The 16,065-nt window shown below is 39.2% G+C and carries 8 protein-coding genes; all 8 read right to left on the reverse strand.

The features are described 5' to 3' along the window. Positions 1-16: 16 nt before the first annotated feature. The 8 genes from ACFX5U_RS15910 to ACFX5U_RS15945 all read right to left on the reverse strand — a co-directional run bounded on the left by ACFX5U_RS15910 (position 17) and on the right by ACFX5U_RS15945 (position 16,019). Positions 17-1,492 (reverse strand): xylulokinase, encoded by a 1,476-nt coding sequence (locus ACFX5U_RS15910; RefSeq protein ID WP_400261390.1) that lies wholly within the window; start codon positions 1,490-1,492, stop codon positions 17-19. Between the two features lie 7 nt (positions 1,493-1,499). Then, a complete protein-coding gene (locus ACFX5U_RS15915; protein ID WP_400261391.1) occupies positions 1,500-4,331 on the reverse strand; it encodes a hypothetical protein in 2,832 nt (943 codons plus the stop codon). Between the two features lie 571 nt (positions 4,332-4,902). Beyond that, positions 4,903-6,192 (reverse strand): alpha-L-fucosidase, encoded by a 1,290-nt coding sequence (locus ACFX5U_RS15920; RefSeq protein ID WP_400261392.1) that lies wholly within the window; start codon positions 6,190-6,192, stop codon positions 4,903-4,905. 265 nt (positions 6,193-6,457) lie between these two features. Beyond that, complete coding sequence (locus ACFX5U_RS15925; protein ID WP_400261393.1) at positions 6,458-8,329, reverse strand: right-handed parallel beta-helix repeat-containing protein; 1,872 nt, start codon at positions 8,327-8,329, stop codon at positions 6,458-6,460. Between the two features lie 77 nt (positions 8,330-8,406). Next, the gene (locus tag ACFX5U_RS15930; RefSeq protein WP_400261394.1) at positions 8,407-10,722 is read right to left on the reverse strand and encodes a hypothetical protein; all 2,316 of its coding nucleotides are present in this window, start codon (positions 10,720-10,722) and stop codon (positions 8,407-8,409) included. Further along, positions 10,722-11,054, reverse strand: a complete 333-nt coding sequence (locus ACFX5U_RS15935) for a hypothetical protein (protein WP_400261395.1) — start codon at positions 11,052-11,054, stop codon at positions 10,722-10,724. The genes ACFX5U_RS15930 and ACFX5U_RS15935 overlap by 1 nt, the downstream gene beginning before the upstream one ends. Then, a complete protein-coding gene (locus ACFX5U_RS15940) occupies positions 11,026-12,915 on the reverse strand; it encodes a hypothetical protein (RefSeq protein ID WP_400261396.1) in 1,890 nt (629 codons plus the stop codon). Before ACFX5U_RS15940 ends, ACFX5U_RS15935 begins: the two co-directional genes overlap by 29 nt. Before the next feature lie 134 nt (positions 12,916-13,049). Beyond that, the gene (locus ACFX5U_RS15945; protein WP_400261397.1) at positions 13,050-16,019 is read right to left on the reverse strand and encodes a LamG-like jellyroll fold domain-containing protein; all 2,970 of its coding nucleotides are present in this window, start codon (positions 16,017-16,019) and stop codon (positions 13,050-13,052) included. Between the last annotated feature and the right edge of the window lie 46 nt (positions 16,020-16,065).

Here is a 16,065-nt window from a genome sequence, read left to right on the forward strand (position 1 = left end):
TAATTTAAGGTTTATGTTAAAGTTTATCTTCTAATATTTTTTTCCACTTTTCATATGCTTCTTCATATTGAACGATATGTTGAGGCATGATAGTCTTGTATTTTCGTAATCCTTTAAAGGCTTCAGTCCTATCGGCAAATACACCGATTCCTAAGCCTGCCCCGAGAGCCGCTCCTACACTTCCATCGTTTTCATAAAGTTCCACTGGGGTAGCAGTTACACCTGCAAATGCTTCTTGAAAAACAGGACTCAAAAACATATTCGCATGTCCAGCTTTGATAATTTGTGGCGCGATACCATTAGCTCTTAATAGGTCCAGGCCATACCTGAAAGCAAATGCAATCCCTTCTTGTGATGCACGCCAAAGGTGGGCTACACCATGTCTCAGAAAATCCAAATTTTGAATATGAGCGCCTACTGTTTTATTCTTCAGCATCCGCTCTGCACCATTGCCAAACGGCAACATACTAATCCCATCCGCTCCAATAGGAATAGTTGAGGCTAGCGCATTCATGCTTTCATAATCATTCTTATTACCAGTCATCTGACTGATCCAGCTGTTTTGTATGCCTGTTCCATTTATACACAAAAGCACACCTAGGCGTTCCACATCCGACGCATAATTAACATGTGCAAAAGTATTGACTCTAGATTGCGGATCATGTACCCGCTGATCGGTAACGGCATATATTACCCCAGATGTACCTGCTGTAGCAGCAACTTCTCCTGGGTCAAAAACATTTAAGGACAGTGCATTATTCGGTTGATCTCCTGATTTATAACAGACAATAGCTTGCTCGGATAAACCAAGTTCTGCAGCTATTGTCGACCGTAACGACCCATAGTCCGAGAATACCGGTTGCACCTCGGGTACCAGTGCACGATCAATATTATAAAAATTCAATAAGGTATCCGAAATATGTTGCTGTTCAAAATCCCAGAGTATACCCTCTGAAATTGAACTCACATTGGTATTTATTTCACCTGTTAAACGCATACTTATGTAATCTCCAGGCAACATGAACTTATGGATCTTTTCATAAACCTCCGGTTCATGTTGTTTAACCCACGCCAGTTTTGAAGCCGTAAAATTACCTGGCGAATTCAGATGACTACCCAAAAACCCCTTATCTTCCAGTGCTGAAAAAGCTTGCTGTCCGATAGTTACTGCACGACTATCACACCAGATAATCGCATTTCGCAAAGCATTTTGATTTTCATCGACTACCACAAGCCCATGCATCTGATAAGCAATACCGATAGCCTTTATATCGAAAGGATTATACAGACCTGATGCATTGGCCTTTTTTATGGCTAATTGGGTATTTTTCCACCAGATCTCCGGATCTTGCTCTGCCCATCCAGCATGAAGGGATATAATTTCTGCTTCCGTTTCGGGAAATTGGCAGGAGATTAGTTTTTTATTCGTTGTCGCGTCGATTACAGACACCTTAATAGAAGATGTACCTAGGTCTATTCCCAATAATAACATATTGATTTTATTTAATTACATACCAAGTTTGGCTCCTTGCGGGAATACTAACTTCAAATTCAACTTCATAATTTCTGTTCATAGTCATGGACTTTTCCGTACCATCCAGCTCTGATACACGCACAGCATCTGTCAATCCTGTATAATACAAATCTACTTTTATTTTTCTTTTAATCGGCTCATCTAATGGATTATACACCATCAATAAACCTTTTTCCAATCCAGTAGGATTTACGTGCAAAATAGCATCATAATCGCGTCCATCAGGACGTCTTAAGTGAATGATATCACTATCCAATACTTCACGATGCTTCTTGTAGAAGTTAACCCATTTCTTCACAACTTCCTTCGTTTCTGGTGTATCATAAAGCTGAGGGCCACGGTAGCATGCTTGCACTCCTGCGCCAAATAAATTGGCCATGCGCTGTTCATAATGTGGTAAGTGATCTTTTAGCGGTTCTATTGTGGCTTCCTTACCGCCACCTTGATATTCTACCAAAGGCACAAACATCCAGCCCATTGAAGGTGATTTCAACCAGGTGCCATCAAAAATATTCTGACGCTCAATAATTTCTTGCTGCGCTCTTGGGAGTGACCAATTGGCTTCACGATATCCCATTCCAACTTTATTTCCACCATTAAGGAAATACATATCGGGTATATTCAGATAAATTCCTTTCGATCTACACCATTTATAAAAATCAGTAACACGCTTAAATTGATTCCATTGCGAATCATGCTCATCTTTATGTCCTGGATGATCCGTTGCATAACATAAATCTCCGGGATAAGAACCATCATGTTCAAAAATACCTAAGCCCGTCTTATCGTATAAATTGTATAATTTTTTAAAATATGCTTGTCCCCATTCACTTTCCACACAAGGTGAACTGCCAAAACGAGGGCGCTTACCTTCTGGCAGTACCACATCATTCTTAGCATCGATATGTCGGCTAGCTAGTAAAGAGTAACCTCCCAATTCGATATTTTTACTATGCGCATAATCGGCAAGCTCTTTCATCCGAGCAATATTTTCAGGTGAATCATCTTCTGCTTCAAACCCACTCCAGAAGGTCATGATCACCATCTCAAATCCTACTTCAGCAGACTGATCGATTGCCTTTTTTACCGATTCGTTATCCGAGCTGCGTACATGCATCAAAATCGGATTTTCAGTTGCCCATGGAGCAATAGAACGCATCATCCGACGGTAACCTAAACTTTTTCTTTCCCTGTCCCAACTATCATTAATCAGTTCCCAAACACGAAAACTATTAAAACTTTGTCCGGAGGATACTTCCTGTTGAGGGCCTATTTTCGGAGCTACTTCAAGTAAACATAAAGTTTCTCTATCGTAATGTACTTGAGTGGTATACAAGGAGTCTTTTTTCCAAGCAACACTGGAAGAGTAAATATACTCTTCACTCATTCCTCCAAAATTGTAATCTGTTTCAACGGTAATATTAGGCAGCAACCATCGCTCGCGTTGGTCGACTGAACTTTCGGGTTCAAAGACTGCCAATTGCTCACTTTTAAAAGCATTGACCACGATGTTTTTACCCGATTTATTATGGACGGTTATCCATTTGCTGAATACAGGTTGATTATCATATAATTCATAATGCACATCTACTTCGACATTTTTTAAGTAAGCCAATTTAGTAACCAGATCACCGGCAAACTGCGAAGGGAAATCTCCATATAGCTGAAAGCCTTCTATTCTAGATCGACCTTCTTCACCCAATGTAACCGCATCGGTTTCCCCGCCTTTACTATCCATTTTACCTACACGAACAAGCGCTGGTAGCTCGTTACCAAATAGGGTAGAAGTTCCTACTTTTTTCCAATCCAGTCCATCTAACGATGCCGTAGCTTCGATGGTCTTATCTTTACGCTCCAATCGTAACCACACCTCACTTGCATCACCTATAGCTAAACCGCTCTGCAGTTTCTTCCCGTCGTAGAAACCCACTTTTCCTTCAGAAGACCTGACGTTCAACTTCACGACACGGTCTTTAAGTACAAGACCTACTCCAGGTCCCCAATCATTTGATTTATCAGTACCTTTGTTAATTTTTACAATAACGACCTTTGCATCCTTCGGCCAATTCCGTTCTGCGAAAACAGCACTATTTGACAAAGCCATAATTTCTCCTACCTTACCTTCATTAATAAATGAATTGCGCGCATGAGCCTTAGACTGTTTCAGCGTCCAATCTGCCGTAAGTTTCTTAAAATCATCGTTGACCAATACTTGTCTATTGACATCCTGTTGACTACGACCTGCAATTGCTTGTATTGCTTGTTCATCCAGTTTATAAGTAAAAATCAACTCTTTACCTGGAGGTGGCCAAGGCATATCCTTTGGCATCCAAGACTGTCTTTTCATCCATGAAAAACGTTCTTTCGTTTCTTCCAAGCGATAATCGACCATTTTAAATGCGGTAGGATTAGCCTTCATATTAGGAATCCATTCTTTCAACAAATAGTTATGCACCTGCTGTCCATCCAATCCACCTACATCAAGTTGAAAACCATCGATCGTAACACTTGCTTCAGGGCGAACAGAACGTAGAAATGACGTATTGGTACGCATCTCATCCAACCCAATGGTTGCCACATTATGTTCCGTAGTAAACGTACGGCTTACCAAACCATTGGAAAAGACCAAATAACCTTCTTTAGTCTTGAACAATCCTGCCTTAGCCTGATCGGTACCAACTAACCAGTCCTTATCAACAAGAATCTTTTCTCTCTCAAATTGATTCGTTTTTATTTGTCCAAACACAAGTGTGTTACAGAACAAAACACCTGCAAAAAATATAATCTTCTTTCTCATTATGCTATTTTCCACTCTTCTCGTGCCCCCTATTACTCAATATTCCCATTCTTATTTCCCCGTTATTGATTTCAACTATCATTCTTTTTATCGCTTCGGACTATCCTATTAATTTACAAACCGTTACAAACCTTCATTAGCTGTGTTTTTTTCAATCCAATATTTCATAACACAAAATTTACTCTTCAAATCTTTAGCAAAAGAAATCAAATACCCCCTCGCTATATGAAAGTTTAAAAAGCATAAAAGATGAAATTTTTAAGATGGTACATCCTAATAGTATTAGGTTCAGTTCGACAGTTATCATAAGGTTAGACGATTTAGATGAGTCTAACCCTTGTTACGTCATGTTGATTTTTTATATTCCTCTATGCATTCAGACCTATAAATCTCAGCAAAACATATAATAAGAACCTCCTGTAAGTTAACCCATACTGACGTGATATTAACCTTTTTCTAATCACATGTAGGATTATCCCAAAAAAAATGCCCATCACACTTTCTTGAATACAAGAAAGTGTGATGGGCAAATCGTTGGCATAGTCATTTCAATCAGCGATTACATAGCGAGCTAAAAATTCAATTCTACTACATAATCCGTTTCGTCTGGTATTTTATCTAATAAAAGTAAAACTCCTTCCCTCCGTTGCACAAATTCAATTTGTTTTTTATCAATAAACACCTTGGCCGATTTCACTTTTTTGTCCGTTAAAGGAAGAAAAAGTGCTTTATCTTGTAAATCTAAGATGTGTACAAACATTTTATTTTCTTTTTGTGTTGTCACACCCCATTTGTGCTGCCCCACAAGACCACCTCTTGTACCATATATCGTTTCGCCGTATTGCTTCAACCAATTTCCCATTGCACCAAATCTTGCAACAGCCATATCAGGTAAGGTACCATCTGGCCTTGGTCCAACGTTCATTAACAAGTTTGCATTATTACCCGCAGCCTTTATTAAATACTGAATCAACGTTTTATCTGATTTATAGTTATTATCCGTTATTTTATACCCCCATGATGTATTCATGGTCTCGCAAGTCTCCAATGGTAACTGCGAAATCTCTACACCGTGCGAATAGCCTGCTGAGTTTTGACCAGGCAGGTCACGTTCAAACGCTTGGGCATCTTCACCATCCAAGGCTGCCCAGTGGTGATTATTAATGACCAAACATCCTGGTTGAATGGAATGAATCAAAGTATAAATTTCATCAAATTTCCAATCGAAAGTCTTTCCTTTATCCCATGCACCATCAAACCAAATGGCTCCAATATCGCCATAATTAGTCAAGAGCTCTTTCAGCTGATTGAGCATAAATTGATGGTACGTTTTATAATCGTTACCATAAGACTTAGAAGCAAGTTTACCATCTGCATTATAGTCAGTTCTTCCCCAGTCAAGTAATGAGTAATAAAAATGCAATTTCATCCCATGTTTGTGACAGGCATCTGCCAATTCTTTTAAAACATCTCGTTTGAAAGGAGTGCCTTTTACAATGTTGTAGTCCGAGTATTTAGTATCAAACATGGAGAATCCATCATGATGGCGCGAGGTAATACAAATATACTTTGCACCCCCTGCTTTCAAATCTGAAACCCATTTTTCGGCATTAAACTGAGAAGGATCAAAACCCCGAGCTAGTTTACTGTATTCATCGAAATGGATATTTTTTTGCAACATAGCCCACTCGCCATCTGCTAACATACTATAGGTACCCCAGTGTATGAAAACTCCAAACTTATTATCCTGGAATATTTCACGGTTTTTCAAATTTTCTGTAGTCGGGACATAGCCCTTCTGAGCCATGGTAGGAATTGCCATTGCAGCAAATAGCAACCCAAGAAAAACTCTTTTCATCATCTGTTATTTTGGTGTTTTATTCATTTGGTTTGTGATATGAAGATATAAATTAAATGATCATTTTTGCAGGAATAGCTTTTCAATGATGGAATAAAAAATATCACAAACAGACATATCAATGCTTGTAAGACGACAGTCTTAGGATTATCCCTAGTGGCATTTTACAATAGCCACACTTTATTCCAATAATTGAATCAAAAAAACAAGGCCTATCCATCTCAAGAACGAAATGAATAGGCCATGTTATAGGGTATTTTAAGATGAACTACCAGACTTTATATGATGTCTTTCCTTTTTTATTAATTTCAAAAGGTCCTGGAGCTGGATTTTTCAAGTTGCGTTTTTTCCCATCATAGTCCTCATCAATCCGAAGTACTGATCCATCGGGATTTTCAAATGGCAGATTAGGAATGACTGCATTATTTAAAGTTTTTGATGTCACTAGTTCACGGTTTATACTAAGCCATCTGGTATCATAGTTCATATCTAGAAAAATCGCATTAGATTGACTCCTTAACTGTGCTCCTACGATAAAAGCTGTATCTACAACTGCGTTTTTTTCAATAGCATCTGCCAATCGATAATTTTTCATCTGATCTTTACCCGCAGCTGTCATTTCTCCTAGCTTCTCTGATTTTAGGGCAGGTGATACACCAACAGCTCCGTTTGTATAAACATTCCCTTCCAATAAAACGGGTAAAAAAGCACGACTATATTGGCTGATATTTGCACCTTTTACAAATAAATTATTGACAAATTGTACGTCTCCTCCTGGGTTATCTTTCAATGCTTCAATTCCTGTAACATGTGCATTATGATAAGGTGTAAGCCGGCTATCATAATTGATTACATCGGCATCCCCAGCAAATAAATTATGGACAAAAGCCGCTCCTTGTGCATTCATCAATAGACTTTTCTTCGAAAGCATAATATTATTTGCTAAAAGCATAGGTCCATGTGTTACCTCTAAAAAAATATCAAGATCATTTTCATATAATAGATTATTCACAACCTGAGCTCCTTGAGCCATCCAATCCAACCATATTGCTTTTTCTGCTCTATAGATTCTATTTCCAGCAATTCTGGTATCAATAGCACCATGAAACTTGATTCCTGCCATTTCGGCGCCTGTAAACAAACGCTTGATATGAATATCATGAATCACATTATGTTCTACCCTGCTGTACGAACAGCCCATACTCCCCACAATTCCAGCTTGTTCGCAATGTGCTATCGTATTATTTCGTACCAAATGTACACCGATGGTATCCTTATTCCACCCATAATTTAATGCCCTCTTTATTGTGCCCACATACCCTTCAGCAGATTCAGTCATATTATTATCGTATTCATCACCGTACTTACCCAAAGTAACACCCACACATTTTGAATAGCGTATATCGTTATTTTCGATAATCCAACCTTTGCTCCAATGCGTTCCGATCAGTCCGATCTGTTCCGCAGTTGGTGGAGCCCAATTGGTCGCTGCATGTTCCATGACCAATCCACTTACAGTAATATAATTCACAAAAGGTTTATCTGGATAAAAAAGTGTCTGGCGCACATTCATTTCAACCATTTCTTTGTTTGGATCGACACCTTTAAATTGAGCCCAAATGGTAGTCGTTAATGCGTCCACTTCAGCCCACCACAATGGATTTCCATCCTGAGTAACCGCTAATACTTCGTTCTTTTCAGCAGCTTCCATCAGCCAATGCCCATTTAGGTAAATAGCACCCGTATGGTATTTTCGCTCTTTGGGTGTTGGCCAAAACCAATCACCCTTTATTTCATCCTGGAAGGGATTGAACTTACCGAAAATTTTATTAGATACTTTTGCTTCCCAGGTATCATCGCCCACTCGTTTCCAATCCTGAATAATTTCAGAACCTTTAATAACAACTTTTTCTCCCGATGCAGCTCGATATACAATACGTTCACGATCAGATTTCCCACCACGTGGCGGAGTTATTTGTTCGCGATAAACACCTTGATGTATTGTAATAATATCGCTTGGCATTGCTTTTTGAGCAGCCGCCATGATCGTTTTAAAAGGTTTAACACGACTACCATTGTTTGCGTCATCTCCATGCTGTGCGACATGATACTCTTTCCCTTTTTTAACTGTTTGTGCCATGCTATTCAACCCGAATAACACCAGCACCAAAAAGCATGTATTTTTCAATAGATCTGATATTTAAAAATTCAAATAGCCTAATATCCTTTAGCTCTAGTTAATTTCGCTAATAATTGTTTACCTGAGCCATCGGTACGGATACGATATAAGTTCCAATTGTTGGCATCCAATTCTTCTAACCTAAAACTCTGTGTTGGATCGACCAGGTGCTCTTTAACCCATTTTGGAAATGCATTAGCTGCACGCGCATTTTCCCAAGTACGTATTGTACTGAATATCTGATCTTTTTGCGGACAGCTTTCTACACTTTTCTGATTTAGCTTGAGACTATATGTAGAACCTTTACCAACAGACATCGCTTGAATATGCTCATACTCTTCAACAGTAGATTTTTCGGTAATTGGGAAATTCCCTCCCATTCCCACAGGAAAATAATTAGCATAAGACACATCCCTTAGATCTTTACCTTGACTCGTTGTACTCCCCCACTCTCGCGCCTCGGCATCGTATAAGTTTTTACCTCCTCCTACATTCCAAATACTTTGATAATGCCAAGAACCTTCAGAAAGTGTTGCACCCGTAAACCGGATATCTGCTATCCCGTGTTCTTTTGCTCTTTCAAACATTTTACGAAAAAAACGTTTCGTCGAATAATAGCCATGACCGTTATTGAACAAAAACTCTTGTCCATCAAAATCATAATAGCCTAACCCATTAATATAGGCTAAATCGGCATAATACTCGGCTATCTTATCCTGTAGTTGCATATTCGGTATCAATCCATCATACCCATAATTGATGGTCACTTGAAGTTTATATAAAGTATCCAATGCTTTATGTGCAGAAGCTTTAGTATCCCAATAACCTCTCTTCACATTGAGCAATCGAAATGGAGCTTGATCAGATACACCCAGATAATGAATGAGCTCCTTACCTATTTTGATCATATTCAAACTTTTCGAATGCCCTTCCCAACTTCCTATCTCCTCCAGATGAGTTGGATCATTGACATAAATCATGGTATCTGTCGCACTGATTTCTTTTGCCAATAAACGTTTCTGCTGATACCACAAACTATCACTTGGAACGGGACTAGCGTCCAATGTACCTGGTGCTAGCGCATTTGTAATAGGCGTTCTCCCAATCACAATATTGTGTTTTTTAGCCAAATCAGCATATTCCTTATGAGAGAGGTTTCCGCTCGCTAATTTCAGGGGCTTTTTTTCGAAGTTACGGCCATCTAAATATCCTTGATTACCACGATCCGGTCTAACAAATCCTTGATCATACAGGCTGATTGCTTTGAAACCCAACCGTCTTGTGTATTCGATCATATGATCATATTGACCACCTTCAGTCAAAATATCAGGTACATAAGCCGCAGGGTCTTTTATCCATTTACCATTTACTGTTGGGTACGGTAAGCCTTCTTCCTTTACGATATTTTGGACCACATCAAGCAATGCTGTGCTATCTGGACTTCCCCAGAATGCAATGGATGACCCGATATAATCTACACCAGGTAAAGGTTGTACCTGTAAATGATTGGGCTTATTAATAGCCATATTCGGAATCAAGGAGAAATAGACTTCGCGTTCACTGCGTCTATCTCTGGATTGATAAGTAATCGAAATTCTTCCATTTTTATCCACTTCGGCAGCATTTCCATACAGAATTCGATAGTAGGGTTCTTTATGACCATAAAATGCAACATCATTAACACCATCCCCTCCAAGGGTAAAAACTTCCCCTTCGTGCAAATGAGTTGGCAAAGGAAATCGCTTTGTATCTGGCGAATGTATGATATATTGAAATGGTGCAGCATCACCTTGTACATCTGCAGTTCCGCCTATGGTGTTATCATTTAAGGCCAGCATACCTATTGCATAATTGACCGCAGCAGTAGTATCCCGACTGACGCCTATGATTTCACCCATCAAATTTGTAATATTGGTATGGTATGATCCCCACTGTATCGCCTCAATATCCTGTGAGTTGGTCAATGAAAGTAACTTCATCTTGAGGTATTTGGCATGTGGATCGATGCGGATTCGAGCAGATGAGCCATTTGAATAGGTAAGCGTAATAATCTTTTCGCTTTTTGAATAAGACGCTTTTTCAGGATAAGAATATATTCTCTTTTTTGCATTATAGATCGTCATCAAAGGAGATGGCTTATCGGCTGGACTAAATTCTCGATGAGGTAGTTTGGTGATGTTGAGCATACTTGTTATATAGCCCCGTCCATCAATAGCAATTTTAAAATAGTCTGTTTGCAACACCGTTTGCGCTTGCAACTTTACCCCTGTTGCCATGAGCATGAGCAGCACTCCACAACACTTAAAAAAACTCTTCTTATCGTACATCATTATTTTCTTATAAATTGATTTCATTAAATTTTTACCGTTGCAGATTTCCCCGCTTTAACTGTCACTTTTTGCTTCCAATCTAAAAATGCATTCTCTCCCAAAGGTTGAGAAGCCTGTTGCTTATCTTCTGCTAAGAGCGTTACTGTCGCATCAAATGCCGTTGGATTGTGAATAACCATGGTCATGCCAGATTTTGTTTTACGAATATCTTGAACCTCAACATGGTCAAAAGTATATACAGTACCTAGATCCTTACGTATGTAGACTCCCGGAATCTCCAATGCCATAAGAGCACCGTTTGTTTCATTCCAGCCCGTTTTACCACCATCACCACGAGAAACCGCGACTATCTGCATCACAGTACGTCAAACGTTCGGTGATCTTGCCATTTGGCTGAACACCTTCGGCATGAGCATGGATGACATCACGTATCAGATCTGCGTATAAAGAATCCTCTGTCTTCCGAAAAAGCTTAAAGAGCACATCTCCAGATTGTGTACAAAATCCTGGAGCACCGTGTTTGTTTTGCGTACTTGCCCAAACGGCACCTGTAAGATTAGCTCCAAGCTTTGCTAAAGGTGTATTTTCGGGTAACTGATATGGAAATGAAACCGTCCATGAAGCTGTATAATTAGCCAACTGTTTTGTTTGTTGTAGATACTTTTCTTCCCCAGTTACTTCGTATAATGTCATCAATGAAGTTGTCAATGCAATAGCTGTTTCCGAATCCGCATTTTGAAGAATATCTCCACATGCACCCGAAGTGAACCCTACTAATCCAAAATTCTCATAGTAATCAGCAGCCGCATATCGTGCGACTTCTAGGTATTCTGGAGCATCAAAATATTGCGAAGCTAAGCTTAAACCACCAACTGCCATTGCCCCACCCGTGGTATTATAAGCGGCCACTTTACCCGATTCTATATCAAAATAATTACCCCAAGTTTTCTCTTCCTGCCATGTTTTAACAAACGCATCAGCCAATTGACGAATATTTGTCTTCCATTCATCAGATATCGTTTCAGCCTTCCCTTGTTTTTCAAGCAACATAAATTGTTTAACCATCCAATACAAGACATCTGCATTCTTACGCGTCAAGCCAATCCCAGGATTCAGCTTAGCGCCATCACGATAGATAACCTGACTATCTGCCCCTAAAACATCATAATAATAACCGCTTTTACCTTTACCTTGCGGTAATGCAAAATCAAAGGTGTTCTTTACTTTCGCCAAGTGCTCTGCATCACCAAGAGCTAACATCGGATAAGTGTTCATTAGACCTCCCACCCAGCCATATGACATCCAATCTGCATTTTCAGGACAATAAAAAGCAACTCCATCACCAACATGGTAACGTTCATCGATATTCTGCTCCATTTTGTGCAACACAGCACTCATGGGCATTAGATTACGAGGTTTTGATTCCAAGACATGTACTTTCCGCTCCCGCATAAAATGCTCGTACAATGTTGCAACATCCTTACTCTTAAAGTCAATACGAGATACACGAATCGTTATTTCATCGCCTACAGAAACTGTTACTCCTCGATCTGAACTCTTACTAAAACCAATAAATTCAGGCTTTTTCTCCCGTACACCCGGTGCACTGATGACGAAACTAGCAACCTGCCGATCGGCAGATTCCTCAATAATCAAAGCATGGTCTTTTACTTCACCTTTCCATTCAATACCTTGATCTGTAAATAAAAAAGTACCTTTTTGTTTATTCCGATCCAGATAAGCAATCAAAGGTGTTGAAGTATTACTTATATTGACTTCCAAACGTGATTTAGCACCAAACTCGGGAGATAATTGCGGAATTGGATTTGAAGTTAAAGCCAAATCTTTTCTAAAATAGTCTGACTTATCCAATCCTGTCGCATATTCCCGATTTACGATCCGCTGTCTATTCCCGTTATAGACTACTGCTGGAATCATCACAAAATTATCGCTAGTCCAGTTATATTCATCAAAAGCAACCGCCACACCCACATCAGTCATGGCACGTTTAGCTTTAAAGGTGAAGTGATAAACAAGCTCTTGACCTTCCCTTTTGCTTTCGACATGCTCTTTGACCTCCCAGTTTTCAGAATTGGAATCAATAATTTGACTCTTTTTTAAGGTTGCCTTATCGTATTGACAATCCAGCAGTCGCATCTTCACTTGACCATCTCTTATTTCTGGTAACCAATCTTGTCCATATGTCGTTATTGACATTGTACAAACACTGATTATCGCTACTATTTCCCTAATTTTCATTATAATATTAATTCATTTATTCGTCCAAGAAACTTCCAAAAGTTTCAATTACCTATTATTTTCAATTATGAATCCACAGTTCCTTTACAAATTTAGATGACATCTTCAATTGCGTACCAGACAGTACCTCCAGGTTGGATTTCGACAGTCAATTCAATCGCGGACTTATCATCCAAAGGTTTTATAACAACTTGTCCATCCTCTCCCGTAAATTTAGCTTTTCCTTTTATTCCAGTATAATAAAGCGGTAATTTCATCGCTTTTGTAATTTTTCTATTTGTTGGATTAAAAAAGACGACCATCCCTTTCTCTTTTATAAAAGGATTCACATGCAACATACAGTCTAGATCACGACCGTTCGGACGATTCACATGAATGATTTCAGAAGTCAATATTTCACGGTGTTTTTTAAACCAATTGATGTTCTTCGCCACCATTGCTTTCGTTTCAGGTGTATCATAAAGACGATTTCCACGGATCGTTAATTGGCTGCCACTCGCTAAGAATTGCTTCAATTGACCTTCATAACGATCCAAATTTTGAGCCAATGGCTCTAATCCGATTTTAGGGTCATTAGAATAAAAGCCTACTAACTGTAAACTTATCCAACCCATTGTAGGAAGTTTATGCCAAGTACCATCATATATATACTGTCTACCCAACAACATTTGCTGATCAGGTGTCAAATTAGCACTTGCTTCCCGATACCCCATTCCCGTTGCTGATTGTCCATTTAAAAAATACCAATCCGGAATAGGCACATACATATTTCTACGTTGCAATTCATGTATCACTTGCACTTGACTTTTCCATTGTTCCCATTGTGAATCATATAATCCATGATGATGAGGATGCTCCGTGGATGCACAAGGATCGCCATGGTACGGCCCATCCATATTATAGGTCATCAACCCAGTCTTATCATAAAATTCCCACATATTCTTAAAATAGGTATCCTTCCACGAGCTTGCCATACACACGCTTTGTCCAAAGACACTTCCAGGCTTACCTGTTACAGGATGAATACAATCGACTTCTGCTCCCCTTCCTCTTGAAGCTACTTGAAGCTCATATCCACCCATGACAATACCTTTTTCTTTGGCATAGGAAGCAATATTTTTCCATAAAGCCACATATTTATCTTCTAGATTGTCATGGCTGATTCCTGGCCAAGCCTGGATATCCAACCGTTCCAACCCTAGCTCTCCCATCTGGTCAATGAAATTTTTCAATGTCTTCTCATCGTGCGAAGTAATACCACCAGTAATCAATGACTCTGTCGTTTGCGGAGCCAATTTTTTATACATGCGACGGTGCGCTAAACTTTTGCGTTCACGGTCATCATCGTCCTGCAAAAGTTCAAACGTAATATAGGATTTGAATGGAGATGTTCGCGAAACATCCACATCCGGGCCCATTGGTAAGTAGCTTAATAAAAGATTACGATGTGGGAAATTTAAAAAATTATCTTCTGCTTGATTATGAGTCGCCCATGTATGATATTCCTTATCGACAGTCCATTTCGTAGTTGATTCACCCGCTTGGTAAGGTTCGATTTTATCACCTTGATAATGCATCAATGCACTACCTTTTAGATTAGCATTAACCAGTGCAAATGAAAAGTCACTTTCTACATGGATGCGATTGACCTGATCTTGGTTTACTGCAAGAACTTCTGTTTCAATTTGATTAAGTCGAACCAATTTATCATTTGTATTCAGAACTTCCACCCACTTGGTCATCACTGGAAGTCCTTGATAGATTTCATAATTGACCTTTACCTCCACATTTTTAACCAAATCCATTCGTTCAGTAGGTCTAAATGTTAGGACAAGTCTTAATCCTTTAGCTGGCCAATCTGTTGATACGGCATTGAATTTTTGCTGCCAAGGATAGCGTTCCAAAGGTGCAGTTGTCTCTACCGATACCAATTCAAAAGCTTGGTCATCGGCTTCCATTTCGGGCAACCAACTTTCCAATAAATAGGACTGCTCAGGTTGCCCTTTTAGTCCTCCCACGTCATACCAAACACTATCGATCATCACACGCGCTTCTGGCTTAACCGCTCTGATGTATTCGGCCTGATTGGATAAATTTTTATAGCCCACACAAGCCAGATTATCTGAAACATAAAATGAGCGCGACACCAATCCATTGTTCAACTGAAATTCAGCGATTTTATGACCTGTGCTTTCTTTAACCTGTAACTGACAAGATGCCTCCACAGGTACAATCAACCAATCTGCATCTTGTGTTTTATTCTCAAATGTGGTCACTTGAACCTTCCCGAGTCCTGGTTTTTGAATATTTTCAATTAGGGCCAGTCTAGAAATATCTTTGTTTTTATCTCGTTCTTTTTTCTTGTTATAATTGATTAAAAAATCAGATTCTTCATCAAACTCCTGCTTATCAAATGTACTCCACCTCACTTCATACACTTCTCCCTGAAAAGCTTGTTTCTGGTCATTCGATATACCAATTGAAAAATTGGATGCAATCGTTTTTGTTGCATTGAAAGTACCTGTTTTTTTTCCATTCATCCAAAGCTCTCCAATACCATTACGTAATGTTGCCGCCAAATGAATCCACTGTCCTTTTACTGCATTTCCTATTGTTGAGGTTCCTTTACCTCCAGATATAAATACCCAACTCTTTCCCCGTTGCGCAAAGCCATATCCTTCTTTTGATGTTCCATTTAAAGCGACAAGATTCGTCTCCCCAGATTGTGGGATTACCTCCTTAGCCTTTACCCAGACTTCAAACACAAAGTTCTCTTCCACTTTTCCAATAGGTGATGACATGAGATAGCCATCGCCCTTTCCATCAAACAAAAGCGCTCCATCACCCTGTCGTGCTTTTTCAGCAGGTGCATCGGCATAAAATAGCGGCCTTCCGATGCGACTTAACGTGAAACTCCCTTTATCTGACTTTATGGATTCTGGAGCAACTGCAAATGTCACATTTCCTGACTTGCCGAAATTAAAATGTACTACAGGCTTCACTTTCGCCAATAAAGGAAATTGAAGCGTAATAAAAAACAAAAGTATTTGTATTCTTTTCATATTCAGTGATAATGACCTCATAAATTACTTTATGGATGTTTTTGAA

This window comes from Sphingobacterium sp. SG20118, from assembly GCF_044740685.1.
Classification (GTDB): Bacteria; Bacteroidota; Bacteroidia; order Sphingobacteriales; family Sphingobacteriaceae; genus Sphingobacterium.